Raw genomic sequence first — 25,840 nt, forward strand, 5'->3', positions numbered from 1 at the left:
CATGAACGCGACTGTCCAGACCGCGGCGCCGGCCGCACCGACCGCGATCCGCACGCCGTGGCGCGAATTCTGGCGCAAATTCCGCAAGCAGACCGTCGCGCTCGTCGCGGGCGGCTTCGTGCTGGCGCTCGTCGTGCTGGCGTTCGTCGGCCCGCACATCGTGCCGTTCGATCCGGAGAACTATTTCGACTACGACGCGCTGAACGCGGGGCCGTCGGCCGTGCACTGGTTCGGCGTCGATTCGCTCGGCCGCGACATCTTCAGCCGGATCGTCGCGGGCACGCGCATCTCGCTCGCGGCCGGCTTCTTCTCGGTGGCGCTCGGCGCGGTGATCGGCACGTTCTTCGGGCTGCTCGCCGGCTACTACGAAGGCTGGTGGGACCGCATCACGATGCGCATCGCCGACGTGCTGTTCGCGTTCCCGGGCATCCTGCTCGCGATCGGCGTGGTCGCGATCCTCGGCAACGGGATGGTCAACGTGATCTGCGCGGTCGCGATCTTCAGCATCCCGGCGTTCGCGCGGCTCGTGCGCGGCAACACGCTGATGCTCAAGCACATGACCTACGTCGAGGCCGCGCGCAGCATCGGCGCGTCCGACTGGACGATCATCATGCGGCACATCCTGCCGGGCACCGTGTCGTCGGTCGTCGTCTACTTCACGATGCGGATCGGCACGTCGATCATCACCGCCGCGAGCCTGTCGTTCCTCGGGCTCGGCGCGCAGCCGCCGACGCCGGAGTGGGGCGCGATGCTCAACGAGGCGCGCGCGGACATGGTGACGGCGCCGCACATCGCGGTGTTCCCGAGTCTCGCGATCTTCCTGACCGTGCTCGCGTTCAACCTGCTCGGCGACGGGCTGCGCGACGCGCTCGACCCGAAGCTGGAGCGCCGTTGATGCGGGCTGCACCGATGTGGACGGCGACGCTGCCGGCCGGGCCGCGCGGCACGATCGCCGACGTGCCGGGGGTGACGGTCGGCCATTGCACGCTGGATGCCGGCAACGTGCAGACGGGCGTGACCGTCGTGAAGCCGCATCCGGGCGACGTGTACCGCAGCAAGGTGCCGGCGGGGGCCGCCGTGATCAACGGTTTCGGCAAGAGCGTCGGGCTCGTGCAGGTCGACGAACTCGGCACGCTCGACACGCCGATCGCGCTGACCAACACGTTCGGCGTCGGCGCGGTCGCCCAGGCGCAGATCCGCGCGGCGATCGCGGCGAATCCGCGGACCGGCCGAGACTGGTCGACCGTCAATCCGCTCGTGTTCGAGTGCAACGACGGTTACCTGAACGACATCCAGGCGTTCGCGGTCACCGCCGCGCATTACGACGACGCGTGCCGCGCGGCGTCGCGCGACGTCGTCCGCGGCGCGGTCGGCGCCGGACGCGGGATGTCGTGCTTCGACCTGAAAGGCGGGATCGGTTCGGCGTCGCGCGTGGCCGTCGCGGCCGGCCGCCCCTATACGGTCGGCGCGCTCGTGCTCGCGAATTTCGGCCGGCTGCCGATGCTGACGCTCGGCGGCGTGCCGCTCGGGCGCATCGTCGCGCAACGGCGCGCGGCCGAAGCGGCCCACCAGGCGCCGCCCGAGCAGGGCTCGATCATCCTGTTGCTGGCCACCGATGCGCCGCTCGACGCGCGGCAGCTGTCGCGGCTCGCGCGTCGCGCGGGGGCGGGGCTGGCCCGTACGGGCTCCGTCTACGGGCATGGCAGCGGCGACATCGCGCTCGCGTTCTCGACCGCCTACACGATCACGCACGACGCGTCGACGATCGCGCTGCCGGCCCTCGTCGCGGATGCGGCGCTCGATCCGCTGTTCATGGCCGCGGCCGAAAGCGTCGAACACGCGATCGCCGACGCCTTGCTGCAGGCGGTGACGGTCGCCGGGCGCGACGGCCACGTGCGGCAAGCGCTGCGCGACGCGGTGCCCGATCTCGACCGGCTGTTCAACGAAGATAACGAAGGACGTTCGACCCAGTCATGAAGATCCTGATCTCGACCGACATCGAGGGTGTCGCCGGCGTATTCGCCGTCGAGCAGACGCGCGCCGGCAATCCGGAATACGAACGCGCGCGCCGCTGGATGACCGCCGAGGCGAACGCGGCGATCGAAGGCGCGTTCGCGGGCGGTGCGCAGGCCGTCTGGGTCAACGATTCGCATGGCGGCTTTCGCAACCTGCTGCCCGACGGACTCGATGCGCGCGCACGCGTCGTGCTCGGCAAGCCGCGCCTGCTCGGGATGATGGCGGGCCTCGAACAGCAGCCCGATCTCGTGTTCATGATCGGCTATCACGCGAAATCGCAGACGCGTGGCGTGCTCGCGCACACGATCAACAGCTTTGCGTTCACACAGGTGTGGCTGAATGGCGTCGAGCTCGGCGAGGCCGGCCTGTACGGCGCGCTGGCGCGCGAATACGGCGCGCATGTCGCGCTCGCGACCGGCGACGACGTATTCGCCGACGAAACGCAGTCGCTGTTTCCGGACGCGCGTTTCGAGACGGTCAAGACGGCCGGCGGCGCGTCGAGCGGCGAGACGCTGACGCCCGCCGCCTCGTGTGCGCGGATCGCGACCGCCGCGCGCGAAACGGTCGCGCGGGCGCTGTCGGCCGGCGTGCGCGCCGGCGCGCATCGACCGGCACCGGCTGCGTGCACGCTGCGCGTGCAGACGGCCGCGCTCGCCGACCTGTTCTGCGTGCTGCCGTCGCTCGAGCGCGTCGATGCGGTGACGCTGCGTTTCGACGGGCCGTCGGTCGAGCATGTGGTGCGCACGCTGAACAGCCTGTCGGCGATGTCGTTCATGCTGCGTTGACGCGTGCCGTGACGATATGCGCCGGCGCGCGGCCGAGCGCGACGCGGTCGGGCGGGCCGTCGCGGCGAGCGGGAATGCTTCCATCGTCGCGGCCAGCGCGAGCGGGGTGTGTTGACCGGACGTGGAGCGGATCGTGGATCATTCGAAGGTAACCGGCCTTTGATATCGGATCATTGATGATGGAATTCGAGCCGTGAGAAATACGCTGCTAGATCCCTACGAACACATTCCCCGGAGCGTGGTCGTGCTCGCCAACGACTTCGCGGCGGGCACGACGTTTCCGGATCACGCGCACGTGCGCGGGCAATTCGCGTTCGCGTCGCGCGGCACGATCAGCGTGTCGACGCCGCACGGGCGCTGGCTGGTGCCGCCGCAGCGCGCGTGCTGGGTGCCGGCCGGCGTGCGGCACGAAATGACGATGGCCGGGCCGGTCACGATGCTCAACGCGTTCGTATCCATCGATGCCGCGCAGGCGGCCGGCCTGCCGGCCCAGTGCGGCGTATATGGCGTGTCGCCGCTGCTGCGGCAACTGCTCGACGATGCGGTCGACCTGCCGGCGATGTACGACGTCGACGGCCGCGCGGGCAAGCTGATGGATCTGCTGGTCGCGGAAATCGCGACGATGCCGCGCCTGTCGCTGCATGCGCCGCTGCCGGCCGACGCACGGCTGGCGAAGGTGTGCCGCCACCTGTTCGCGGCGCCGTCGATCGACGCCGATCTCGACCGGGTCGCGGCCGACGCGGGCGTGAGCCGCCGCACGTTCACGCGGCAGTTCCGCGCGCAGACGGGCGTGAGTTTCGCCGCATGGCGCCAGCAGGTGTGCATGCTCGCGGCGATTGCCCGCCTGACCGACGGGCAGCCGGTGACGCGCGTCGCGCTCGATCTCGGCTACGCGAGCGCGAGTGCGTTCACGTCGGCGTTTCGCCGCATCCTGGGCGATACGCCGAGCCGCTATCTGGAGATGCGTCGCTAGGCGCCGCGACCCGCCGCAAGCTCTGCTGGTACGCGGGCCGCCGCGCCAAAAAAATACGCGTCCGCCACCTTCGGCCAGACGCGTTTAAAGGCACTCTGTCTGAAAAAATGCGCGGGCCGCCGGCTGGGCAGCGTCGCGCATGACGCATGCAATTGTTTCTTCTTACGATTTAATCATGCCGGTGTGTTGCGGATAACGAAGCATACGCCGTATAACGCGCAAACGATATCGTGTCGGCCCCATGATTGATGTGCTGTTGCAGCACGCGTTTCAATCGCGCGTTCGATATCGGGGCGGAAAGCCGATGGGGCAATCATCCGCAGCCGCGTCGGTCACGATGCGGCGCACCATCGAATGATCGCGACGGCGCATCAAAAACGCCGTGTGGCGCGATGCCTGTCGGGATCGCGCCACACGGCGATGCGGTTGTACCCGGTGCACGGAGCCGGCAAGCGCCGGCGCGTGCGTCAAACGTCGAAGAACACGGTTTCTTCCGGCCCCTGCATGCGGATGTCGAAGCGGTAGACGACCGGGCGGCCCGGCTGCGCATCGCGTTTCGCGACGAGCGTCGCGCGGCGCTCGGCCGGCACCGCGTTGAGCACGGGGTCGACCGCGTTCGCGGCGGCTTCGTCGTCGAAGTACACGCGGGTGAACGCATGGGTGAGGATGCCGCGCATCATCACGGTCACGTTGATGTGCGGCGCCTCGTCGGCGGCGACGCGGCCCGGCTTCACCGTCTCGACGACGAAGCGCTGCTGCGGGTCGGTGCCCGTGCCGACCCGCGCGAAGCCCGTGAAGCCGGATGTCGCGATGTCGTCGCGCGACGCGGGGTAGCGGCCCGCGCCGTCCACCTGCGTGAATTCGAGCACCGCGTCACCGACCACGTTGTTGTCGCCGTCGAACACCTGCCCGACCAGCAGCACATGCTCGCCTTCGGCGTGCGCCGCGGCGATCGTCGGCGTGAACAGGCTTTTCAGGTCGTAGTCGTATTGCTGCGGGCACAGGCCGTACGCGAAGTACGGGCCGACCGTCTGCGAAGGGGTTTGCTTCAGCGTCGTCATGGTTCAGCGCTCCATCGGGGTGGCGTCGCGGCCGCGCAGCACGATGTCGAATTCGTAGCCGAGCGCATAGCCTTCTTCGGTGATGTCCATCGAGAAGCGCGAGATCAGCCGATCGCGCGCGGCTTCCGGCGTGCCCTGGAAGATCGGGTCGTACGCGAGCAGCGGATCGCCGGGGAAATACATCTGCGTGACGAGACGCGAGCCGAAGTAATCGCCGAACAGCGAGAAGTGGATGTGATTCGGGCGCCACGCGTTCGGATGGTTGCCCCACGGATACGCGCCGGGCTTGATCGTCAGGAAGCGGTAGCGGCCTTCGTCGTCGGTCAGGCAACGGCCGGCGCCGAGGAAGTTCGGGTCGAGCGGCGCGTCGTGCTGGTCGACCTTGTGCACGTAGCGGCCGGCCGCATTGGCCTGCCACACCTCGACGAGCGTGTTGCGCACAGGCTTGCCGCCTTCGTCGAGCACGCGGCCGGTGACGACCATCCGCTCGCCGAGCGGCTCGCCGTTCTTCACAGCGTTCTTCGTCAGATCGTGGTCGAGCGCGCCGAGATCTTCCGCGCCGTAGACGGGCGCGTACTGGTCGCGCAACTTCTCCTTCAGCGGGATCAGCGGGCGGGTCGGGCCGCGTTTCACGGACGAACGGTACTCGGGGTGGACATAGGCCGGATGCGACGGCCAGTCGCGCGGCGTGAGGATCGTGGGGGAATCCATCGGGCGTCTCCTGATAGGTATTTCGCGAAGTGGATGGCCACGACTTTAGCCAATCCGGAAAGTTATGCAAAATGACCTTTTTTCGCGAATCGCATAACCGTTCGTTATGTTCGTCCCGGCAATGAAAATTCCGCCGGACAGGAAGCCTGTCCGGCGGAAAAAACGATCGGGCTTCGCGTCGTCGGTGACGACCCCGTGCACGGCCCTCCAGCCAGCCCGTCGCTGTTTTTTCTTTTGTTCTCGTTGTTATCCGGTCTCCCCGAGCGTGCCCGTCGTCATGACTGACGGGCGTCGAACACGATCCCGTCGAATTCGAGCGCCAGCGTGCCGCTGCGCAGCAGGGCCGACGGTGTCGCCGCGTGGCCGGCGCCGAGCACCTCGGCCACGTACTGCGCGCAGAAACCGCGCCGCGCGCGCAGGTTGAAGCGACTGCCGAGCAGCGCATCGATTCGCCGTTCGGCCAGCGCGTGGACGTGGCGTTGCGCGTCGGCCGATGCCGCCGCGACGCGGCGCGCCAGGGCGATGCGTCCGCCGCCGGTCCGGGCGACGAAACGCGACAGCGGCGTGAGCGTCGTCCATCCGAACGCCGTCGACTCCGCGATCGCCGGTTCGTCGCCCGACGTATCGACGACGATGCCGAAGCGGTTGGCCCATGCGCCGGCCGCGCCCGTCGCGGCATCCGGTGCACCGGCTCGCTCGCGGATGAACACGAGATCGCCGACGTGGGCGCCGGCCGCCAGCGTGCGTACGGTGGCGAGCGGCATCGTGCGATCGGTGGCGCGTGCATCGCGCGGGGCGGCGTGGTGCGGTTCGCAGGCGGCTGTGTCGATTCGGGCGGTCATTTCGGCTCCGTCGTTGCATGACAGGACGGAGCGGATTATGCAGACAAGTATCCAAAAGTGCTGATGCGGATACGCGAGTAGCCTAATATCCGACCACGAGCATCATTTTTCGATACCAACATGACCGAGACTGCCCAACTCATCGAAACGCTGAAGCGCCAGCTGAAGGCGCAGGGAATGACTTACCGGGACGTCGCGCGTGCGCTCGACGTCTCCGAGACGAGCGTGAAGCGGCTGTTCGCGAGCGGCCGCTTCACGCTGGAGCGCGTCGCGGAGATCGCGCAACTGCTCGGCTATACGCTCGCCGAGCTCGTGCAGGAAGCGTCGGCGTCCGCGCCGCGCCTGCGCGTGCTGACCGAGGCGCAGGAGGCGTTGCTCGTGTCGGACGAGAAACTGCTGCTCGTCGCCGTCTGCGCGATCAACTACTGGACCGTGCAGGACATCGTGTCGGCCTATCGGCTTACGCAGGCCGAGTGCGTGAAATATCTGCTGATGCTCGACCGGATGAACGTGATCGCGCTGTTGCCCGGCGACCGGATTCGCGTGCGCGTCGCGCGCGATTTCGACTGGCTGCCGGGTGGCCCGATTCGCCGCTACTTCCATGCGCACGTGCTCGACGACTTTCTCGGCAGCCGCTTCGACGGCCCGGGCGAGACGATGACGTTCCTGCAGGGGATGCTGACCGACGCGGCCGCCGCCGAGCTCGAACAGGAACTGCGGCGGCTCGCCAGCAAGGCCGCGGCGCTGCATGCCGAGTCGTCGTCCGCGCCGCTCGGGCAGAAGCACGGCACGGCCCTGCTGATCGCGAAACGGATCTGGGAGCCGACCGGATTTCACGCGCTGCGGCGCCACGGGTGACGTCGTCCCGAACGCTTGGGCCTTTCCGGAAAGTTATGCAAAATGGCGATTCATCGTCATTCGCATAACCACCCGTTATGAATAACCGTATCGCCGACGGCCGTGTCAAATTCCGGCACCTGCAGTGTTTTCTCGCGGTCGCGCAGCTGGGCGGCGTGCAGAAGGCGGCCGAAAGCCTGTCGATCACGCAACCGGCCGTGTCGAAGACGATCGCCGAGCTGGAGGCGATCCTCGGCGTGAAGCTGTTCGAGCGCGGCCGGCACGGCGCGCAGCCGACCCGCGAAGCGCAACTGTTCATGCCGCACGCGAATGCGTGCGTGCTGGCGCTGCGTCAGGGCGTCGGGCTGCTGGCGCGCGAGGGCGGGGCCGCCGCCGCGACGCTGGAAATCGGCATGCTGCCGACCGTCGCGGCCTCGCTTGCGCCGGCCTTGATGAAGGCGTTGACCGCGCGCTGGCCGCGTATCGTCGTGCGGATCGCGACGGCCGCGAACGCCGAGTTGCTCAAGCGTCTGAAATCCGGGGCCATCGAATGCGCGATCGGCCGGCTGTCGGAGCCGGAGCGAATGATCGGGCTCGCGTTCGAGCAGTTGTACAACGAGCCGCTCGTCGCGGTCGTGCGCGCCGGGCATCCGCTGCTCGCGAGCGTGGCGCCGGCCGCCGAGCTGGCGCGCTATCCGGTCGTGCTGCCGCCGTTCGGCACGTTGATCCGCCAGTCGGCCGAGCAACTGCTCGGCGCATGCGGCGCGCCGCCGCTGGATTCGTTCATCGAGGTGCTGTCGGTATCGGTTGCGCGCGCGCTGGCGCTCGAGAACGACGCGGTCTGGTTCGTGCCGCTCTATGCCGCCGAATACGATCTGTCGGCCGGTGCGCTGGCGCGCCTGCCGCTGCCGTCGGCGGGCACCGACGAGCCGGTCGGGCTCGTGCTGCGTACCGATGCGCAGCCGTCGCCGGTCGCGCGGACGCTGATCGACGCGGTGCGCGACATCGCTCGGTCGCGGTTCGGCGATGCGCGCCCGCACCGGGCACCACGCACGGCGCGCAAGCCTGCTCGCGGCAAGCGTTGATCCATCGGGCCTGGCGATGCGCCGGACCCGATCTCCTTTCTCTTTCTTGCTGCGGGACTGGCCATCCGGTCAGTAGCCGTCATCGGGTGCTTGGCATATCGTACCGTTTTTGATACGATTGGCGACAAGACGATGGCGAGACAGCAGATTCAGGTCACGCTCGGCGTGCGGTTCTTCCGGACGGCCCGCGGCCACGAGCCGGTGCGCGAATGGCTCAACGCGCTCGGGGGAGTGGAGCGAAGGGCGATCGGCGAAGAGATCAAGACCGTTCAACTCGGCTGGCCGCTCGGCATGCCGCTGGTCCGGAAGATGGCGAAGGATCTGTGGGAGATCCGCGTGACGGTGCCGGGGCGAAGCGCACGCGTGCTGTTCACGGTCGTCGGCGACACGATGGTGCTGCTGCACGGCTTCTTCAAGCAGTCGCGGGCCACGCCGTCGGACGATCTCGACGTCACCGTCGCGCGCCTGAAAACGCTGACGCGCGCCATCTGAATTCCCCGGTTACGCTGGAGCACACCGTCTTCGACGGTCGGGCAGCCGGCAACGCCATGCACCTGGAGTACGACATGACGACCACGAACAATCCGTATATCGGCAGCGATTTCGACGCTTTCCTCGAAGCGGACGGCAATCTCGAAGCAGCCACCGCCACCGCGATCAAGCGCGTGATCGCGTGGCAGATCGGGCAGGAAATGAAGGCGCAGCAGATCACGAAAACGGCGATGGCCGCGCGGATGAAAACCAGCCGCGCCGCGCTCAACCGTCTGCTCGACGAAACCGACACGAGCCTCACGCTGGCGACGCTCGCGAGCGCGGCCGCCGCGCTCGGCAAGCGGCTCAGTTTCGAGCTGGTGCCGGCCTGACCGGCGCGAACGAATGGCGCGCGGACGGAGCGACGTGATTGTTCACGCGGCGGGGCGGCGAGCGGGCCGGTGCCGGCCCGCGTGCGCATGCCGGGTCATCGACGCGCGCCGGTGACCTGCAGGTAAAGCAACGCGCCGCCCGCGAGCAGCAGCGGGCACAGGAAATACCAGCCGGTCGTCACGAACAGCCCGGCCACCGCAATGAGCGAAATCCATGCGCAGCGGTACGCGATGCCGCCGCGCGGCAGCAGCTTCAGCGCGGCCGCCGCGCCCAGCCCGTACACCATCACGAAACAGCCGGACGTGACGAGCACGAGCGGCTTCGGCCCGACGTCCGACAGCGCCGTGGCGGCCAGCGCGACGGCCGCGAGCACGGCGATCACGCCGAGGCTGCGGCGCGGCACGCCGCCCACCTGGCTGCCTTGCGCGAGCCACGCAGGCAACGCGCCATCGCGGCCAAGCGCCGCGCCGAGTTTGGCCGCGCCCGCGAAATACGCGTTCATCGTGCCGAGCGTGAGCAGCAGCGCGGCAGCCGCCGCCAACACCTGCGCATGGCCGCCGATGCCGCCCGCGATCAGTTCGGCGAGCGGCGCGCCCGATGCGCCCGCGGAAGGCCCGAGCACCGTCACGCTCGCGGCGGCGACCGACAGATACAGGAACCCGACGACCACGACCGCGATGCCGGCCGAACGCGGCATGTCGTGTGCGGGCCGGCGGAATTCGGCGGCGAGATGTGTGATCGCTTCCCAGCCGGCGAAGCTCCACACGAGCAGCGCGGCGGCCTGGCCGACCGCGAGCCAGCCGTGCGGGGCGAACGGATGCAGGTTCGCGGTGCGCGCATGCGGGGCCGACGCAAGCACCGCGGCGAGCAGCAGCGCGACGAGCAGCACCGACAACACGAGCTGCATGCGGCCCGACACAGTGACGCCGAATGCATTCGCGGCCGACACGGTCGCGATCAGCGCGGCGGCCGTGACAATGATCGTCGTGTGTCCGCCGCCCGTGACGGCTGCGACGTATGCGCCGCCGAACATCGCGGCAGCCGGCGCGCCGGCCGGCACCGCGAAATAGAAGCACCAGCCGACGATGGCCGCAGCCTTCGGGCCGAATGCGCGCCGCGCGTAGGTGGACACACCGCCCGCATCGGGATAGCGGGCGCCGAGTGCGGCGAAGGTGGCCGCGAGCGGCCCGGACAGCACGACGAGCGCCGCCCACGCGAGCAGCGAGGCCGGCCCCGCGACTTCGGCGGCGAGCGCGGGCAACGCGATCACGCCGGTGCCGAGCACCGCGCCGATATAGAGCGCGGCGCCCTGGAAAATGGTCAGCGAACCCGCGTGATGGGCAGCGGGCGAATCGGCATGCGAAGGCATGAGCGGCAGTCTCCGGAAAACTTGTTCTGTATGGACGACGCGCGCAAGCCCGCGCGGTCGATCGTTCGATGCTACCCGAACGATGACGACCGCGCGGCCCCGCGTTCAGTAGTCTGGTGCCGCGTGGCTGTCAGCCGATGTCAGCAGGAACGCGCGAGCCGCAGCCGTGCGTCCTCGCGCGCGGCGGGCGACAGGTCGGCTGCGTAGTGGAACGTACCCGATACCAGCGACGCGACGGGCACGCCGTCGCGAAACAGCACGCGATTGCCGGCCAGCGCCGGCACCTTGTCGCCGGGCAGCAGCGTGCCGGCGAGATTCAGCGGGTCGGCGCCCGTCACGCACACGTATTGTCCATCGCCCGGTTGCCGTCGCAGTTCACGCAGGATCGGAATGGCCTCGGGCAGCGCGAACTGCTCGCCCGCGAGCCCGGCGACGAAGCGGCCGCCGCGAATCTCGCCGCGTGCTTCGAGGCGCTGCAGCACGCGCACGAGTTCGCGCCAGCTCGGCAGCCAGTCGGCTTCGCGTTCGAGCAACCGCCAGAACACGACGCCGTAGCGGCGCAGCAGCGTCCACACGATATGTTCGAGCGCGTCGGAATCGGTCGTGGCGAGGCCGCGTTTCGGCGCGGGCGCGTCGTCGTCCGACGGTGCCTGACGCTGCACGAGCGCCCAGCGGCCGGCATCGTCCATCCCGCCGATCAGCGCGCCGCCGCGTCGCGTGCGGGGCGCATAGGTCGCGCTGCGCTTGACGGCCGGCTTCAGCAGCGCGCGCAGGCCCGCGTAGCTGTCCGCATTCACGAGGCCGGCCGACACGAGTTCGCCGAGCGCCTGTTCGAGCTCGACGGGCAGCATGTGTAGCTCGTCGAGCAGGGCATCGAAGAACATCGCGCCGTGCGCGGCGAGCGCGTCGCGCACTTGCGTGGCGCGTGCGGACAGCGCCGGTTGCGCATCGGGGTCGCGCAGCGCGTGCCACGCGGAAAGATGGCGGCGCGGCAGCAGCACGATCGGCGTCGTCTTCACGGGTGTGCCGGCCGCGCGGGCCGGTGCGCCGATGCGGGTCCACACCAGCTTGCCCGAGCGGCACAGCTCGTCGAGGCCACCCGCCGTGTAGTCGGTGAGCCGCGCGGGCAGCAGCGCGGCTTCCCATGCGCTTGCCGCCGCCTCGTAGCCTTCGAGCTGTTCGACCACGGCGGCCAGCGCGTCGCGGCCGGTGCCGCGCGTGTCGGGTGTCAGGTGCTGCCAGTGGAACAGGAAGCGCATGAAATCGGCGCGTTCGACCGGCTCGATCTCGCGGCGCAGCCGCTTCACCGTATAGCGATGAATGCGTGCGAGCAGGTGGCGTTCGCACCATTCGTCCGTGGCCGCGCCGGGCGTGAAGCGACCGCGCATCACGTAGCCTTCGCGCTCCAGCGCCGCGAGCGCCGTCGCGATCGACGCGGGCGGCAGGCCGAGCGGCGCGGCGATCGCATCGAGCGTGAGCGGCCCGAAGCCGGTGAGCCGCGCGCGGATCACGTCGACGAGTGCGGCATCGGCTTCCCACGGCTGCGCGCATGCCGCCGGCACCTTGAGCGCGGGTGTCATGCGGGCGTCGGGATGCAGCGCGCGCAGGCAGACGAGCCGTTCGACCGGTACCCACAGCGCGGCGCCGCCCGGCGTCGCGAGTTTCGTCGCGCGACGGCGTTCCGCGAGTTCCGCGAGTCGCTCGGGCCAGCCTGCGTGCGCGTGCGCCTCGCTGTCGGCGACGCAGGCGAGGGTGAGCAGCGCATCGTGCATTTCGTCGGCGTCGCGCACGAGCGGCCACGCTTCGTCGCGCACCGCGTCGATCGCGTCGACGTCGAGCGCGCCGAGATCGTCGGCCGATTCGGGATCGCTCCAGCGGCGCGACTGCACGGCCTGCGTGCGGCGCTCCTCGAGCGGCGCGTCGTCGAGGAACGCGTAGGGTTTCGCGTTGAGGATCTCGGCCGCGAGCGGCGACGGCGCGGGCAAGTCGCGCGCGATGAGCTCGATCGCGCCGCTTTCGATCCGGCGCAGCAGCGCGAGCCAGCCGTCGGTGTCCATCGCGTCGTGCAGGCAATCGTCGAGCGTCTGGTCGACGAGCGGATGATGCGGAATCTCGCGTTCGCCGACGATGTTCTCGAGGCACGCGACCTGATCGGGGAACACCGTCGCGAGCAGATCGTCGCTTTTCATCCGCTGAAGTTGCGGCGCGGTGCGCCGGCCGCCGGTGAAACGCGGCAGCGCGAGCGCGGTGGTCGCGTTCCAGCGCCAGCGCACGCCGAACATCGGCGCGTCGAGCAGCGCCTGGATCAGCACGTGCTCGGCGCTGGCCGAACGCAGGTAGCGCCACACTTCGTCGAGCGCGAAGCTGTGCGCGAGCGACAGCGACAGGATGATCGCGTCGTCGGTCGCGGCGGCCTGCAGTTCGAAGTTGAAGTTGCGACAGAAGCGCTTGCGCAGCGCGAGCCCCCATGCGCGATTGATCCGGCTGCCGAACGGCGAATGGATCACGAGCTGCGTGCCGCCCGATTCGTCGAAGAAACGCTCCATCACGAGCGTGTCCTGCGTCGGCAACGCGCCGAGCGCGGCGCGGGTGCGCGCGAGGTAGTCGGCGATCTGGCGCGCGGCGTCGGGCGACAGGTGGAGATCGTCGACGAGCCAGCGCAACGCGGGCGCGAGGCGGCTGTCGGCGGGGGCGAGCGCGGTGGCGGTTGCTGCTTGCGCTTGCGTATTGCTCGCGGTGTTGCCGCCGGCACGCTTGTGCCCGCCGCTGTCGACCTGTCGGTCGCCTTCCGCGAACAGCGCGTCGAGCCGCGCGCGCAGCCGGCCGACCGCCGCCGACAGCTCGTCGCTGCGCCCGAGCCCCTCGCCGAGCCAGAACGGAATGCTCGGCGATTGCCCCTGCGCATCCTCGACCCGCACGCGGCCCGTTTCGACACGAATGATCCGGTACGACTGGTTGCCGAGCTGGAACACGTCGCCGGCCAGGCTCTCGATCGCGAAATCCTCGTTGACGGTGCCGACCTGGATACCCTGCGGTTCGAGCAGCACCGCGTAGTCGGCCATGTCGGGGATCGTGCCGCCGGACGTGGTGGCGGTCATCATCGCGTTGCGGCGGCCGCGCACCGTGCCGCCGACCACGTCGCGGTGCAGGTACGCGCCGCGCACGCCGCGACGGCTCGTGAACCCCTCGGCGAGCATCTTCATCACTTCGTCGAAGCGCTCGCGCGTCAGCCGGGCGTACGGCGCGGCCCGCGTGAAGCTTGCATACAGCGCGTCCTCCTGCCATTCCGTGCACGCGACTTCGGCGACGATCTGCTGCGCGAGCACGTCGAGCGGCGCTTCGGGAATCCGTAGCGCATCGAGTTCGCCACGCTGCACGCAATCGAGCAGCGCCGCGCATTCGACCAGCTCGTCGCGCGACAGCGGAAACAGTCGCCCCTTCGGCACGCCGCCGACGTGGTGCCCCGAGCGGCCGACGCGCTGCAGGAACGGCGCGATGCCGCGCGGCGAGCCGACCTGGCAGACGAGATCGACGTCGCCGATGTCGATGCCGAGTTCGAGCGACGCGGTCGCGACGAGCAGCTTCAGTTCGCCGCGCTTCAGGCGCTGCTCGGCGTCGAAGCGGTGCTCCTTCGCCAGGCTGCCGTGATGCGCGGCGATCGCGTCCTTGCCGAGCCGGTCGGCGAGATGGCGCGCCATGCGCTCGGCGGTGCGGCGCGTGTTGACGAACACCAGCGTCGTGCGATGCGCGGCCGCGAGCCCGGCGATGCGGTCGTACACCTGTTCCCACACATCGGTCGCCATCACCGGTTCGAGCGGCACGTTCGGCAGCTCCAGCGCGAGGTCGCGCTCGCGCGTGTGGCCGGTGTCGACGACCGCGCAGTCGCGCGGCGCGTCGGCCGGCCCGCCGACCAGGAAGCGCGCGACCGCGTCGATCGGCTTTTGCGTGGCGGACAGCCCGATGCGCGGCAGCGCGCGCCCGGTCAATGCGTCGAGGCGTTCGAGCGACAGCGCGAGATGGCTGCCGCGCTTGGACGACGCCAGCGCATGGATTTCGTCGACGATGACCGAGCGCACGTTCGACAGCATCTGGCGACCCGACGTGGACGACAGCAGCACGTACAGCGATTCGGGAGTCGTGACGAGGATGTGCGGCGCGCGCTTGCGCAGCGCGGCGCGTTCGGCCTGCGTCGTGTCGCCGGTGCGCACCGCGGTGCGGATCGCCGGCACCGGCAGGCCGAGTTGCGCGAGGGATTCGGCGATGCCGGCGAGCGGCGCGTCGAGGTTCACGTGGATGTCGTTCGACAGCGCCTTCAGCGGCGACACGTAGACGACCAGCGTCGCGTCGGGCAGCGTGCCGTCGTGCGCGAGCGCATCGCGCACCAGATCGTCGAGCGCGCACAGGAACGCGGTGAGCGTCTTGCCGGAGCCGGTCGGCGCGGCGACGAGCGTGGAGCGGCCGGCCTTGATGTGCGGCCACGCGAGCGCCTGCGCGCCGGTCGGCGCGGCAAACGTGCGCGTGAACCACGCGGCGACGGCCGGGTGGAACACGTCGAGCGCACGGGCGGCAGGGCGGGTAGCTGTGACGTCCATCGGAGCGTTGAAATAGGGTGCGAGCGAGATGCGAGCGCGCGGACGCATCGCACGCGAATCGAATCGTCAGTGTGCCAGACGTCGCGGGTGCGTGCCGGGCATGCGTGCCGACGATTCACGCTCAGGTGGGGGCTCGCTGCGCGCTTTCAATGGACCGAAAGTTGCGTGCGCGTCGGCACGCCGATCGCGCACGGAATTGCGTCGAATTGCAACTAGACGCGATGCAGCCAGCCGAGCCACTGTTCGATCAGCGGCGCGCGCGACCACAGCGATTGCGCGAGCCACAGCGTGCCGCCCCAGGCGGCGGCCACGACGATCAGGTCGCAATGCCCGCTGTTCCACAGGTTCAGCGAGTGGCGCCGCCAGATCCACGGTACGCCGAGCGGATTCGGCCAGTCGGCGAGCAGGTGCATCACGCCGCCGCAGGCGAAGCCGAACAGCGGCGCGGCCCACAGCGGATGCGGATGATGGGTGAGCCCGTGCCACCCGAGCGAGAGCAGCGCGACCCAGCCGACGCCCCAGTGCGTGATGGTGCGATGCGTGATCCACAGGCGGCGCTTGCGGCTCCACCATGCGACTTCGAGCCAGTCGGGCGCGGTGCCGCCCGCGACGCCCGCCGCGAACGCGGCGAGCATGCCCGAGTGCCACGGGCCGGTGGCGCCGGTTTGCGCGACGAGGACGGCGGCGGCGACGCCGGCGGCGAAGCCGGATGCGTGATGCGCGTTGTGTGATGCCATACGGAGCGAGACGAAGAAACGTGAAGCGGCGCGTGCACGAAACGATGATGCGGCGCGCTAGCGGGGCGCTATCTTCGCAGATCGGGCCATGCCGCGGGCGAGACGTTCGCAGATTTTTTTGCACGGGCGGCGAGGCGCGTCGCGCGGTTCGCAACTTTCGGTTTTTGTGCGGTGCGCGAAGGCGCGCGCCGCGGGCGATGCCGAGCGAGCCGCGTGCGTGTCGCGGCGCCGCAACGTGACCGGGCGCACACAATCGCCACGCTTTCGTCGCCCGTCGCGTGTTCGACCCTTTTTGTCCCCCTATACTACGAAGCCGGCAGATGGTCGTCGGCGCGCCAGCGGCCATCCACGGATCAGGTGCTCGTCGTGCCTGAAGGAGATCCACATGGGGGACATGCAATGACTACGCTGAATCGCTTCAAATCATCCGCTGCCGTGCTGGCGACGGTGGCCGGCATCGGCTTCCTGCCGAACGCGCCCGCTTACGCGAAGGGGCCGCAGCCCGCGGTCCTGACGAGTTCCGCGGTGGCGGTGGCCGACAAGTACAGCGCGGATGCCGCGGAGCGGATCTTCAAGGAGGGCGGCAATGCGATCGACGCGGCCGTCGCGATCGCGTTCACGCTCGCCGTCACGTACCCGGAAGCCGGCAACATCGGCGGCGGCGGCTTCATGACGATCTACAAGGACGGCAAGCCGTACTTCATCGATTACCGCGAGCGCGCGCCGCTCGCCGCGACGAAGGACATGTACCTCGACAAGGACGGCAACGTCGTCAAGGGCATGAGCCTGTACGGCCCGCGCGCGGTTGGCGTGCCGGGCACGGTGGCGGGCATGTGGGAAGCGCAGAAGCGCTTCGGCAAGCTGAAGTGGAAGCAGGTGCTCGCGCCGGCGATCCACTATGCGCGCGACGGTTTCGTCGTCGACGAGCAACTGGCGCAGCGCGGCGTCGACGCGTCGAAGGAGTTCGGCGGCAAGACCAACTTCGACAAGTACTTCTCCGGGCTGAAGGCCGGCGCGAACTTCAAGCAGCCCGATCTCGCCGACGTGCTGACGCGCATCGCGGACGGCGGCGCCGAAGGTTTCTACAAGGGCAAGACGGCCGAACTGATCGCCGCATCGATGAAGACGGGCGACGGCAACGGGCTGATCACGACCGAGGATCTCGCGCAGTACCGCGCGGTGTGGCGCCAGCCGGTGCAGGCGAAGTGGAACGGCTATGACGTGATCACCGCGCCGCCGCCGAGCTCGGGCGGCATCGGTCTCGTGCAGTTGCTGAAGATGAAGGCCGACCTGAAGCAGGACTTCGAGGGCGTGAAGCTCAACTCGCCGCAGTACATCCACCTCGTCGCGGAAATCGAGAAGCGCGTGTTCGCCGATCGCGCGCAGTATCTCGGCGACCCCGACTTCTACAAGGTGCCGATCGCGCAGCTGACCGACGACGCGTACATCGCGAAGCGCGCGGCCGAGGTCAACCCGAAGGAGCCGTCGGACACGAAGAGCGTGCAGCCGGGCCTCGGCACGACGATGCCGGAGAAGGCCGAAACGACGCACTTCTCGGTGGTCGACAAGTGGGGCAACGCGGTGTCGAACACGTACACGATCAACGGCTATTTCGGCTCGGGCGTGATCGCCGACGGCACGGGCATCGTGCTGAACGACGAGATGGACGACTTCTCCGCGAAGCCGGGCGTCGCGAACATGTTCGGCGTGGTCGGCAGCGACGCGAACGCGATCGAACCGAAGAAGCGCCCGCTGTCGTCGATGTCGCCGACGATCATGACGAAGGACGGCAAGGTGTCGCTGGTGATCGGCACGCCGGGCGGCTCGCGCATCTTCACGTCGATCTTCCAGGTGATCAACAACATCTACGACTTCAAGATGCCGTTGAAGGAAGCGGTCGGCGCGATGCGGTTCCATCACCAGCTGCTGCCGCCGAACACGATCTTCTGGGAGCCGTACCATCCGATCGAAGGCGAACTCGCGAAGCAGATCGAGGCGCGCGGCTATACGCTGAAGGGGCAGGATTTCAGCGGCGACATCCAGGTCATCAAGATCGACGGCAAGACGCCGGAGGCGATGGCCGATCCGCGCGGACGGGGCGTGACGCGGATCATTCGTTGACTCGTGTACGATCCGTTGCAGTGATCGTGCCGACTGGAGCAGAAGCCGCCGGAATATCAGGCGGCTTTTTTATTGCCTGAATTATTGGCAGGGTGTGTATGTTTGCAATTCAATCGTGTAGGAGCATTTGCCGAATGCATCACCGCTTCAGCAACGCATGCGCCTGCACGATCTGCTCGGCGAGCTGATTGATCGAGATGCGCCGCTCCATTGCCTGCGTGCGGATCTGTTGATACGCCTCTTCCTCGCTGATCGCGTTGTGCTGCATCAGCAGCGCCTTCGCTTCCTGCAGCGTGCGCACGGACATCGCGCGCTGTTCGAGTTGCGCGATACGGCGCCGGTATTCGTCGTGCCGGCGGCTTTGATGACACGCGAGCGCCATCGCGCTCAACAGGCCGAACGAGCGCACCGGCGTCGTGACCGCGCTCTGCGCATCGATGCGCAGCATCAGTTCGAGGATGGTGGGGCTCTCGTAGGTCGTGACGGCGATGAGCGGCGGCCGCGCGTCGTCCTCGAGCCACGGGATCGACAGGTGCAGCAGGTCGGGCCGTACCGCGAGAATCACGAGATCGACGCTTTCCGGCAGCGTCGCGGGCGGCGGCCAGCGCTGCTCGCTCGGGCAGCCGATGCGCGACAGTTGCTCGACGAGCAGCAGGCCGTTGTCGTCGTCCGGGTAGTACACCATCACGCGCAGCGAACGCAGTTCGGCGAGCAGGCGGGGCGTCGAGCGGATCGGGGTGCGGGCGCGCATCGTCGGTTACGCCTTCAGTTCGTCGGGCGCGTGCACGCGGTCGCCGAGCGAGTGCGTGACGAGGTACGGGTCGGGATGCACGCGGCGCGTCGCTTCGCGCACGATCGTGAAATTGCCGTCGGCCGTCGCGCAGCCGATGCGCGGGTACAGGCACGTGTGCTGCGTGAGCCGGTCGATCTTCACGCGGCCCTGCGGCGCATCGAATTCCGCATCCGCGAGATGCTCGACGAGCCGGTCGCGCTGGTCGGTGCCGGCGCGTGCGAGCGCATTGGCGAACAGATGGACCTGAAAATACGCGGCTTCCCACGGCGCGGACGCGCTCGCGTCGTCGCCGAAGCGCGCCTTGAGTTGCGCGATGCAGCGCCGGTTCACGTCGGAATCGATGGTCTGGAAATAGGGTGACGACGTGTAGTGGCCGGCCGCGGCCGCGCCCATCTGGCCGAGCTCGATTTCGGACGTCGTCAGGCTCGCGATTGGCATCTTGCGTGCGTCGAGGCCGGCTTGCGCATACGCGCGGTAGAACGCGGCCGTGCTGTCGCCGACCAGCGTGCTGAACACGAAGTCGGGCGCCTTCGCGCGAATGTCCTCGACCACCGCCGCGAAATCCTGCTCGGACGCGACGAGCGGCATGTACACCTCGCCGAGGATCTGACCTTCCGGATGCTGCGTGACGAGGTCGATCATGATGCGGTTCGACTCGTACGGATAGATGTAGTCGGAGCCGACCAGGTACACGCGCGCGCCGAACTGCGCGGTCATGAACGCGGCGAGCTGCACGCTGTTCTGGTTCGGCGCGGCGCCGGTGTAGATCACGTTCGGCGAGAACTCGAAGCCTTCGTAGAGCGTCGGGTAGAACAGCAGCTTGTCCCACTTCTCGACGATCGGAATCAGCGCCTTGCGGCTGCTCGACATGTAGCCGCCGAACAGCACGTTCACGCGTTCGGTGGCGATCAGCTCGTCGGCGAGCCGTGCGTAGACGGCCGGGTCCGAGCACGCATCGCGCACGACGGGCACGATCTCGCAGCCGTTCGCGCCGCCCGCTTCGTTGATCTCGGCGATCGCCTGCAGCGTGCCGCGCAACTGGCTCTGGCCGAGGTGCGACGTGCATCCGCTCTGCGAGAACAATACGCCAACCTTCACACTGTTCATTCGGTCTGTCCTGTCTGTTCCGGGGAGGGCCGTCATGCGCTCAACCGCCCGGCCGCGTGCGCGACGACGGCGGGCAGGGCGTCACCGGTCGCCGCATGCACGCAGCCGGGGCCGACGCCGAGTATTGTAGACAACCCCGGCGGCGCGCCGAACGACAAACCCGCGATCGCGACGCCGCGCTGCCGGGCCTGGCGCACCGCGTGGCGCGCATCCTCGACGAGATAGCGCGGGTCGAACACGTCGATGTCGGCGGCTTCGCCGTCGCCGATCATCAGCACGGCGGCGCGCGCGCTTGCCGCTTCGCGACGCAGCAGCGCAAGCGCATGACGCAGTGCCGCGCCGGTGCGCGTGCTCATCCCGGCGTCGGCCGCGAGCAGCGCCGCGCGACGGCCGGTGTCGAACGCGTCGCCGAAATCCTTGAAGCGCGCGTAGTACACGCGATGCCGGCCGTCGGACGTGTAGCCGTGCACGGCCCAGCGCCGTCGCTGCCGGTCGAACAGGTCGCCGAGCACGAACGCGGCGCGTTTTTCGAGCGCGGCGACCTGTGCGGCCGTCGATGCGGACAGGTCGAGCAGGATCAGCACGGGCCCGCGCGCGTCGTGGGGCACGCGGCGACGGAACACGCGCGGATCGGGCGCTTGCCTGGCGCGGCGCGCGATGCGGGCGGCAATCGCCGCGTCGACGTCGAGCGCGTCGCCATCGAGCTGGCGGCCGACGCGCCGCATCGGTTCCGACGCACGCGGCGACGGTAGCCGCTTCGCCGTGCGCCGGTCGGCCTCGATCAGCGCGGCCAGCGAGCGCGGCGGAGCCGACGTGACGGGCGCGCGCTCGACGATGGTCGTCCAGTCGCGGCGCTCGCGTCGCGTATGGCAATTCCATTCGGGATAGCGCGGCGCATCGGGTGCCGATCGAGGCTCGTCGTCGGGTTCGTCGCTTTGGCCGCCGGTCGCCGCCGACATCTCGATGCCTGCGTGGCCCGCCTGTTCGGCCGCGGTGGCGGGTTGCGCCCACAGCCACGCGTTGTCGTCGCGATACGGCAGCCACGCGCCGTCGTCGGGCTCGAAGCGCACGCGCATCTGGCCGAGATCGTTCGCGAGCCGCGACGCGATCGTGCGGAATGCGCGGTAGTCGTCGAGCCGGTCGCGCCGTTCCGCGAACCACTGCGCGCCCTTGTCGACCCACGGGTTGCCGTCGCGATACGACGGATCGAACAGCGCCTTCGCGAGCCGGGCGCAGAGGCGGCCGAACGTGAGCCCTTCGCGGTCGATCGGTGCGAAAGCCGGCGCCCAGAACGTCGCCAGCCCCGGCCACGTGCGGACGAGCAGCGCCTCCACACGCGCATCCTCGATCAACCCGGCGACCGCGATACCGATCCGCGTCAGTGTGTCGGCCGGTTCGCCCGACGGCGAATGCAGCCAGTGCGCGAGCGCGTGCGCGGCCGCCGCGATGTGCGCGGCGGGCGGCAGCGTACCCGGCACGCGCAGCGCCGCATGGCCGAGCGTCGCACGCAGCGCCGTATCGTCGAGCCGCACATCGGTCTCGTACGCGGTCATCCCGTTCAGGAAGCGGGCGAGGTGCAGCGCGCTCATGTCGCGAAGTGCGCGGCGGCCATCGTCTGCAGCGCGGCCCGCGTGTCGGCGTCGTCGGTCGCCGCGTCGCTGATCGCGATCCGGCACGCGTCGAGCGGCGCGAGCCCCGCGACGATAAGCCGGGCCGCGTGCACGAGCAGGCGTGTCGAGGCGCCTTCGTCGAGCCCGTCGCCGGCCAGCGCACGCGTGCGCTGCGCGAGATCGACGAGCCGGCGCGCGGTGTCGCGATCGACGCCGCTTTCGCGCACGACGACCTCGGCCTCGTGCGCGGCGTCCGGATAGCCGAAGTCGATCGCGACGAAGCGTTGCCGCGTCGACGGCTTCAGCCGCCGGTGCTCGCCGTGATAGCCGGGGTTGTACGAGATCACCAGATGGAAATCCGGATGCGCATGCACGACTTCGCCGAGCCGGTCGAGCGGCAGCACGCGCCGCGAGTCGGTCAGCGGGTGGATCACGACCGTCGCGTCGGGGCGCGCCTCGACGATCTCGTCGAGATAGCAGATCGCGCCATGCCGCGCGGCGAGCGTGAGCGGCCCGTCGGCCCAGTAGGTGCCGTCGGCGTCGAGCAGGTGCCGGCCCGTCAGGTCGGCTGCGGACGTATCGTCGTTGCACGCGACCTGGATCAGCGGCAGGCCCATGCGCCACGCCATGTACTCGACGAAACGCGTCTTGCCGCAACCGGTCGGCCCTTTCAGCAGGACCGGCAGGCGCTGGCGGCAGGCCGTCTCGAACCAGTCGGCTTCGGCGCCGGCCGGCTGGTAGAACGGCGCGTCGACGATGCGGTGTCCGGCGAGCGGATCGGCGGCCAGCGGCGTATCGCGTGCGCTCATCACCACCTCCCCGTCATCATCAGCATGCCGGGCAACCAGCAGGTGCCGACACCGATCGCGATCGTGTAGCCGGGCAGGAAGCGTACGCGCCGCTTCAGCCCGAGCGCGACGAAGAACAGGAACCACAGGCTCGACCACAGCAGCCACATCGCACCGAAGCGCACGTCGTGCGACGTGCCCGCATAGACGAGCGCGCTGATCGCGACGAACAGGCAGTACCAGCCGAGCCCCGCGCCTTGCAGCCCGCGCCACTGGACGGCCGCCAGATACAGGTACGTGAACGCGAACAGCAGGCCGCCCGCGCTCGAGAAATACTGCGGGGGCGCCGATGCCTGCACGAGGCCGGCGAGGTTGATCAGCAGCGCGAGCAAGCCGACGAGCAGGTTCAGGCCGGCCGCGTCGCGCGGTTCGATGCGGCCGGTCAGCGCGACGCCGTTGACGACCAGCACCGCGCCGATGAAGAAGAGAGCGACACCGAGCATGATGAAGGCTCCAGAGTGGGGCGGAGCCGTTCGCGCAGGCGACGCGAACGGCCGGGCAATGCGCGGGCTCAGCGGTGCGCGGGCGCTTCGGACGGAATGCCTTCGATCGGGCATTCGGGCGTGCCGGGTGTCGCGCGCGTCAGGCGCTCGACGGCCTGGCGCGTGCCGTCCGGATCGTTCACCCAGTTCGCGTAGAACTCGAACGGGCATTGCGCGACGCCGTTCGGCGATTCGCCGGAGCCGATCTTGCCGGTGTAGCCGCGGTGCAGCAGCTTGTACAGGTGGTTCTGCGACTGCATGTTGCGGCGCGCGTCGCGGATCAGGCTCACCGACAGTTCCGCATACTGCACGCCGTTTTCTTCCTCGCCGCATTCGCCGAGCGTGCGGCCGTCGAAGCCGACGATCGCCGAGTGCCCGAAATACGAATACACGCCGTCGAACCCGGATGCGTTCGCGACCGCGACATAGCAGTTGTTCATGAACGCCATCGCCTTCGACACGAGCACCTGCTGATCCTTTGCCGGGTACATGTAACCCTGGCAGCGCACGACCAGCTCGGCGCCGCGCATCGCGCAATCGCGCCAGATCTCCGGATAGTTGCCGTCGTCGCAGATGATCAGGCTGATCTTGAGCCCCTTCGGCCCGTCGGCGACGTACGTGCAGTTGCCCGGATACCAGCCTTCGACGGGCACCCACGGCATGATCTTGCGGTACTTCTGCACGATCTCGCCCCGGTTGTCGATCAGCACGAGCGTGTTGTACGGCGCCTTGTTCGGGTGCTCCTCGTGGCGTTCGCCGGTCAGCGAGAACACGCCCCACACGTTGGCCTTGCGGCACGCGGCCGCGAAGATGTCGGTTTCCTCGCCGGGGATCGTCGATGCCGTGTCGTACATCTCCTTCGCGTCGTACATGATCCCGTGGGTCGAATACTCGGGAAACACGATGAGATCCATGCCGGGCAGGCCGCGCTTGATGCCGACCACGCGCTCCGCGATTTCGCGGGCGTTCGCGATCACCTCGGCGCGGGTGTGCAGGCGCGGCATCTTGTACTGGACGACGGCGACGCCGACGGCGTCGTTGCTGCTGGAAATATCGCCATGACGCATGGTGTGCTCCTGGTTCGGGTGAAGACGTGCGTTTTCGAAAGGCAAAAAAAAGCCCTTGCCTCGACGAGCGAGGCAAGGGCTTCTTTGCCGGTCCGTTCATCCGACAACGCTGTCGGATAACGGGAATGCGGATGAGTGGCCGGATGCGCGGCCGGCGAAGCGCGGGCTATCGGGCTCGCGCTGCGCACGATCGTGGGACGTCTTTGTCCGCCGGATCGATGGGATGCACTCTATGCAAAGTTTTTTTCGGACGCAACATCGCGTATACCCCTGCACGTCGTGAAGGCGGGGCGAGCGGCCCGACGTGCGGCCGGGACCGCGCATTGCGTGGCGCGCTCGTGCGGGGTCGGACGCAAGTTTGCCGGGAGCAACGCACGGCAATCGCGATGCAACGGTGTCGCCGAAGCAATCGGCCGGTGCATCGGCGCACCGCTATAAAGTTGTGTACGCAACTTTATGCGACGCCGCGATATACGCCGAGACGCGTTCAGCTCCGATCGTTCGCCGCGTTGCTTTCGAGGAAGGCGTCCACCGCGATCAGCGATTGTTCGTCGAGCGTGCCGAGCACGCTTTTCAGCTTCAACTGCAACTTCAGCGCATCGAGATAGCTGTCGAACAGCTTCTGCCGGATGCCCGAAATGTCGCGCCGCAGGTTCAGCGTTTCGTACGTCGTGCTGTAGCCGACCTGGTGCGCCTTCATCGACGAATCGTACGCGAGCCGCGCGGCCTGCAGCGACTGCTGCAGCGCGCGAATGCGCTTGCCGACCGATTCGAGCGCGGACAACGCCTCGCGATGATCGGTGCCCAGTTGCTCCTCGACCTCGCGCAGCCGGTTGCGATACTGCTCGGTCACGTGCTCGGCCTCGACCTGCCGGTAGTACACGCTGCCGCCGGAGAAGATCGGGATCGTCACCTGCACGCCGACCGCGCTTTGATGGAAGTCCGAGCGATCGGTGAGCCCGCGCAGGTTCGGGTTGAGTCCGCGCGAATACGACGCGAACAGGTCGACGGTCGGCAAGTGCTCGGCGCTGACACGTTTCGCGGCGAGCCGCGCGACCTGAACGTCGCGATAGGCCTGCCGGTACGCGGGGTTGTCCTGCGGCGCGTAGTCGCCGGACGGAATGCGCGGCGAAGACCCGCGCATCGCGAGCCGCGGCCAGCGCGCGAAATCGATCGTCGAGCCGAGCAAGGTCTCGTAACGCGCGCGCCGCGCGTCGACGTCGGTCTGCGCGAGCGCCTCGTCGGATTGCGCGAGGCTGCGGCGCGCCTCGATCTCGGCGGTGTCGCCGATCGTCTTCATCCCGAGCTGCGCCATGCGCCGCGTGTCGCTTTCGAGCCGCGTGAGCGCGCTGACTTCGTCGTCGGCCGATTGCAGTTTCTCGCGCGCGCTCAGCAGATCGAAGCACGCATTCGCGACCCGCAGGATCAGGTCCTGCTTCGCGACTTCCAGTTTCTGCTTCGCCGCTTCCTCGTACTCGGTCGCGCGCCGCATGTCGTACAGGTAGGGCACGTTGAACAGCGCTTGCGTCACCTGCGCGGAACCGTATGCCGCGTTGCTCGATCCGCTGACGTCGATGCCGAACAGGTTCGCGTGCGTGCCGTAGCGCCCCCATTCGAGCTGCGCGGCAGCCTGCGGCAGCATCTGCGCGCGCGCCTCGGGGAATTTCTGGCGGGCCGCGTCGTATTCGCTGCGGGCTTGCAGGTAGCGCGGATCGTGCCCGGACGCGTACTGGTAGGCGGTATCGAGGCAGAACGCACGGGCGTGTGCCGGCACGCCGATCATCGTTACAGCGAACAATGTCATGGTTGCAAGTCGGGGATTCCACCTAGTCGAAAATCTTGATAGGGAAATACCCGCATCCGGTGTCGCCGACCCGCGATTCGTGCGCCTCGTTTCAAACATGGCCGTCTCCGTCTCCTGTCCGTGCCGCAATGCATTG

Annotated in this window: 22 protein-coding genes; 9 read left to right on the plus strand and 13 right to left on the minus strand. The window is 68.8% G+C overall.

What is annotated here, in order from left to right:
- Position 1: 1 nt before the first annotated feature.
- The 4 genes from gsiD (at position 2) to KU887_RS18000 (ending at position 3,774) form a co-directional block, all read left to right on the plus strand.
- Positions 2–895, plus strand: a complete 894-nt coding sequence (gene gsiD / locus KU887_RS17985; RefSeq protein WP_006482629.1) for a glutathione ABC transporter permease GsiD — start codon at positions 2–4, stop codon at positions 893–895.
- Positions 895–1,977, plus strand: a complete 1,083-nt coding sequence (locus KU887_RS17990; RefSeq protein WP_124675460.1) for a P1 family peptidase — start codon at positions 895–897, stop codon at positions 1,975–1,977. Before gsiD ends, KU887_RS17990 begins: the two co-directional genes overlap by 1 nt.
- Complete coding sequence (locus tag KU887_RS17995; protein WP_048985809.1) at positions 1,974–2,801, plus strand: M55 family metallopeptidase; 828 nt, start codon at positions 1,974–1,976, stop codon at positions 2,799–2,801. The genes KU887_RS17990 and KU887_RS17995 overlap by 4 nt, the downstream gene beginning before the upstream one ends.
- A 193-nt stretch (positions 2,802–2,994) precedes the next feature.
- Entirely contained in the window at positions 2,995–3,774 is a 780-nt protein-coding gene (locus tag KU887_RS18000) for a helix-turn-helix domain-containing protein (protein WP_006489688.1), read from the plus strand.
- A gap of 467 nt (positions 3,775–4,241) precedes the next feature.
- On the opposite strand, the gene pcaG is transcribed toward KU887_RS18000, so the two are convergent.
- The 3 genes from pcaG to KU887_RS18015 all read right to left on the minus strand — a co-directional run bounded on the left by pcaG (position 4,242) and on the right by KU887_RS18015 (position 6,388).
- Positions 4,242–4,835 (minus strand): protocatechuate 3,4-dioxygenase subunit alpha, encoded by a 594-nt coding sequence (gene pcaG / locus KU887_RS18005; protein ID WP_059723260.1) that lies wholly within the window; start codon positions 4,833–4,835, stop codon positions 4,242–4,244.
- A 3-nt stretch (positions 4,836–4,838) separates the two neighbouring features.
- Positions 4,839–5,546 carry a protocatechuate 3,4-dioxygenase subunit beta gene (gene pcaH / locus KU887_RS18010; RefSeq protein WP_006489685.1) on the minus strand — a complete coding sequence of 236 codons (708 nt, stop codon included), beginning with the start codon at positions 5,544–5,546 and terminating at the stop codon, positions 4,839–4,841.
- 275 nt (positions 5,547–5,821) lie between these two features.
- The gene (locus tag KU887_RS18015) at positions 5,822–6,388 is read right to left on the minus strand and encodes a YiiX/YebB-like N1pC/P60 family cysteine hydrolase (RefSeq protein ID WP_258256960.1); all 567 of its coding nucleotides are present in this window, start codon (positions 6,386–6,388) and stop codon (positions 5,822–5,824) included.
- 120 nt (positions 6,389–6,508) lie between these two features.
- Between KU887_RS18015 and KU887_RS18020 the strand changes: the two genes are divergently transcribed.
- The 4 genes from KU887_RS18020 to KU887_RS18035 all read left to right on the plus strand — a co-directional run bounded on the left by KU887_RS18020 (position 6,509) and on the right by KU887_RS18035 (position 9,173).
- Positions 6,509–7,246, plus strand: coding sequence for a helix-turn-helix transcriptional regulator (locus KU887_RS18020; protein WP_006481688.1), 738 nt, complete (start codon positions 6,509–6,511; stop codon positions 7,244–7,246).
- A gap of 77 nt (positions 7,247–7,323) precedes the next feature.
- Positions 7,324–8,310 carry a pca operon transcription factor PcaQ gene (pcaQ, locus tag KU887_RS18025; RefSeq protein ID WP_258256961.1) on the plus strand — a complete coding sequence of 329 codons (987 nt, stop codon included), beginning with the start codon at positions 7,324–7,326 and terminating at the stop codon, positions 8,308–8,310.
- Between the two features lie 132 nt (positions 8,311–8,442).
- A complete protein-coding gene (locus KU887_RS18030; protein ID WP_006495023.1) occupies positions 8,443–8,802 on the plus strand; it encodes a type II toxin-antitoxin system RelE/ParE family toxin in 360 nt (119 codons plus the stop codon).
- A gap of 74 nt (positions 8,803–8,876) precedes the next feature.
- A complete protein-coding gene (locus KU887_RS18035) occupies positions 8,877–9,173 on the plus strand; it encodes an XRE family transcriptional regulator (protein ID WP_012493280.1) in 297 nt (98 codons plus the stop codon).
- Between the two features lie 95 nt (positions 9,174–9,268).
- Here the strand turns inward: KU887_RS18035 and KU887_RS18040 are convergent, their stop codons facing one another.
- The 3 genes from KU887_RS18040 to KU887_RS18050 form a co-directional block, all read right to left on the minus strand.
- Positions 9,269–10,543 carry an APC family permease gene (locus tag KU887_RS18040; RefSeq protein WP_006481679.1) on the minus strand — a complete coding sequence of 425 codons (1,275 nt, stop codon included), beginning with the start codon at positions 10,541–10,543 and terminating at the stop codon, positions 9,269–9,271.
- A gap of 140 nt (positions 10,544–10,683) precedes the next feature.
- Entirely contained in the window at positions 10,684–15,135 is a 4,452-nt protein-coding gene (locus KU887_RS18045) for a DEAD/DEAH box helicase (protein ID WP_258256962.1), read from the minus strand.
- 212 nt (positions 15,136–15,347) lie between these two features.
- On the minus strand, positions 15,348–15,872 hold the full coding sequence (locus KU887_RS18050) for a metal-dependent hydrolase (RefSeq protein ID WP_258256963.1): 525 nt from the start codon (positions 15,870–15,872) through the stop codon (positions 15,348–15,350).
- Between the two features lie 399 nt (positions 15,873–16,271).
- Between KU887_RS18050 and ggt the strand changes: the two genes are divergently transcribed.
- Positions 16,272–17,993, plus strand: coding sequence for a gamma-glutamyltransferase (ggt, locus tag KU887_RS18055; protein WP_011547886.1), 1,722 nt, complete (start codon positions 16,272–16,274; stop codon positions 17,991–17,993).
- Between the two features lie 139 nt (positions 17,994–18,132).
- Here ggt and KU887_RS18060 read toward each other — a convergent pair whose 3' ends face one another.
- The 7 genes from KU887_RS18060 to KU887_RS18090 all read right to left on the minus strand — a co-directional run bounded on the left by KU887_RS18060 (position 18,133) and on the right by KU887_RS18090 (position 25,803).
- Positions 18,133–18,744, minus strand: a complete 612-nt coding sequence (locus KU887_RS18060; protein WP_006481676.1) for an ANTAR domain-containing response regulator — start codon at positions 18,742–18,744, stop codon at positions 18,133–18,135.
- Positions 18,745–18,750: 6 nt separating this feature from the next.
- Entirely contained in the window at positions 18,751–19,893 is a 1,143-nt protein-coding gene (locus tag KU887_RS18065; RefSeq protein ID WP_006495016.1) for a transporter substrate-binding domain-containing protein, read from the minus strand.
- Positions 19,894–19,925: 32 nt separating this feature from the next.
- Positions 19,926–21,482 (minus strand): nitric oxide reductase activation protein, encoded by a 1,557-nt coding sequence (locus tag KU887_RS18070; RefSeq protein ID WP_258256967.1) that lies wholly within the window; start codon positions 21,480–21,482, stop codon positions 19,926–19,928.
- A complete protein-coding gene (locus KU887_RS18075; RefSeq protein ID WP_006495014.1) occupies positions 21,479–22,312 on the minus strand; it encodes a CbbQ/NirQ/NorQ/GpvN family protein in 834 nt (277 codons plus the stop codon). The genes KU887_RS18070 and KU887_RS18075 overlap by 4 nt, the downstream gene beginning before the upstream one ends.
- Positions 22,312–22,794 (minus strand): AmiS/UreI family transporter, encoded by a 483-nt coding sequence (locus KU887_RS18080; protein ID WP_112750634.1) that lies wholly within the window; start codon positions 22,792–22,794, stop codon positions 22,312–22,314. The genes KU887_RS18075 and KU887_RS18080 overlap by 1 nt, the downstream gene beginning before the upstream one ends.
- 68 nt (positions 22,795–22,862) lie before the next feature.
- Entirely contained in the window at positions 22,863–23,900 is a 1,038-nt protein-coding gene (locus KU887_RS18085; protein WP_006481691.1) for an aliphatic amidase, read from the minus strand.
- A 487-nt stretch (positions 23,901–24,387) separates the two neighbouring features.
- A complete protein-coding gene (locus KU887_RS18090) occupies positions 24,388–25,803 on the minus strand; it encodes a TolC family protein (RefSeq protein WP_258256971.1) in 1,416 nt (471 codons plus the stop codon).
- Positions 25,804–25,840 lie beyond the last annotated feature (37 nt).

This window comes from Burkholderia sp. EMB26, assembly GCF_024730645.1.
Classification (GTDB): domain Bacteria; phylum Pseudomonadota; class Gammaproteobacteria; order Burkholderiales; family Burkholderiaceae; genus Burkholderia; species Burkholderia cenocepacia.

What these genes read in the sequence shown, in the direction of transcription:
- KU887_RS18075 (WP_006495014.1), bottom strand. Translation starts at nt 22,312, where the DNA reads ATGAGCGCACGCGATACGCCGCTGGCCGCCGATCCGCTCGCCGGACAC.
- KU887_RS18065 (WP_006495016.1), bottom strand. Translation starts at nt 19,893, where the DNA reads ATGAACAGTGTGAAGGTTGGCGTATTGTTCTCGCAGAGCGGATGCACG.
- KU887_RS18015 (WP_258256960.1), bottom strand. Translation starts at nt 6,388, where the DNA reads ATGACCGCCCGAATCGACACAGCCGCCTGCGAACCGCACCACGCCGCC.
- gsiD (WP_006482629.1), top strand. Translation starts at nt 2, where the DNA reads ATGAACGCGACTGTCCAGACCGCGGCGCCGGCCGCACCGACCGCGATC.
- pcaH (WP_006489685.1), bottom strand. Translation starts at nt 5,546, where the DNA reads ATGGATTCCCCCACGATCCTCACGCCGCGCGACTGGCCGTCGCATCCG.
- pcaG (WP_059723260.1), bottom strand. Translation starts at nt 4,835, where the DNA reads ATGACGACGCTGAAGCAAACCCCTTCGCAGACGGTCGGCCCGTACTTC.
- KU887_RS18020 (WP_006481688.1), top strand. Translation starts at nt 6,509, where the DNA reads ATGACCGAGACTGCCCAACTCATCGAAACGCTGAAGCGCCAGCTGAAG.
- pcaQ (WP_258256961.1), top strand. Translation starts at nt 7,324, where the DNA reads ATGAATAACCGTATCGCCGACGGCCGTGTCAAATTCCGGCACCTGCAG.
- ggt (WP_011547886.1), top strand. Translation starts at nt 16,272, where the DNA reads ATGACTACGCTGAATCGCTTCAAATCATCCGCTGCCGTGCTGGCGACG.
- KU887_RS18040 (WP_006481679.1), bottom strand. Translation starts at nt 10,543, where the DNA reads ATGCCTTCGCATGCCGATTCGCCCGCTGCCCATCACGCGGGTTCGCTG.
- KU887_RS18060 (WP_006481676.1), bottom strand. Translation starts at nt 18,744, where the DNA reads ATGCGCGCCCGCACCCCGATCCGCTCGACGCCCCGCCTGCTCGCCGAA.
- KU887_RS18030 (WP_006495023.1), top strand. Translation starts at nt 8,443, where the DNA reads ATGGCGAGACAGCAGATTCAGGTCACGCTCGGCGTGCGGTTCTTCCGG.
- KU887_RS18070 (WP_258256967.1), bottom strand. Translation starts at nt 21,482, where the DNA reads ATGAGCGCGCTGCACCTCGCCCGCTTCCTGAACGGGATGACCGCGTAC.
- KU887_RS18035 (WP_012493280.1), top strand. Translation starts at nt 8,877, where the DNA reads ATGACGACCACGAACAATCCGTATATCGGCAGCGATTTCGACGCTTTC.
- KU887_RS18085 (WP_006481691.1), bottom strand. Translation starts at nt 23,900, where the DNA reads ATGCGTCATGGCGATATTTCCAGCAGCAACGACGCCGTCGGCGTCGCC.
- KU887_RS18045 (WP_258256962.1), bottom strand. Translation starts at nt 15,135, where the DNA reads ATGGACGTCACAGCTACCCGCCCTGCCGCCCGTGCGCTCGACGTGTTC.
- KU887_RS18080 (WP_112750634.1), bottom strand. Translation starts at nt 22,794, where the DNA reads ATGCTCGGTGTCGCTCTCTTCTTCATCGGCGCGGTGCTGGTCGTCAAC.
- KU887_RS17995 (WP_048985809.1), top strand. Translation starts at nt 1,974, where the DNA reads ATGAAGATCCTGATCTCGACCGACATCGAGGGTGTCGCCGGCGTATTC.
- KU887_RS18090 (WP_258256971.1), bottom strand. Translation starts at nt 25,803, where the DNA reads ATGTTTGAAACGAGGCGCACGAATCGCGGGTCGGCGACACCGGATGCG.
- KU887_RS18050 (WP_258256963.1), bottom strand. Translation starts at nt 15,872, where the DNA reads ATGGCATCACACAACGCGCATCACGCATCCGGCTTCGCCGCCGGCGTC.
- KU887_RS17990 (WP_124675460.1), top strand. Translation starts at nt 895, where the DNA reads ATGCGGGCTGCACCGATGTGGACGGCGACGCTGCCGGCCGGGCCGCGC.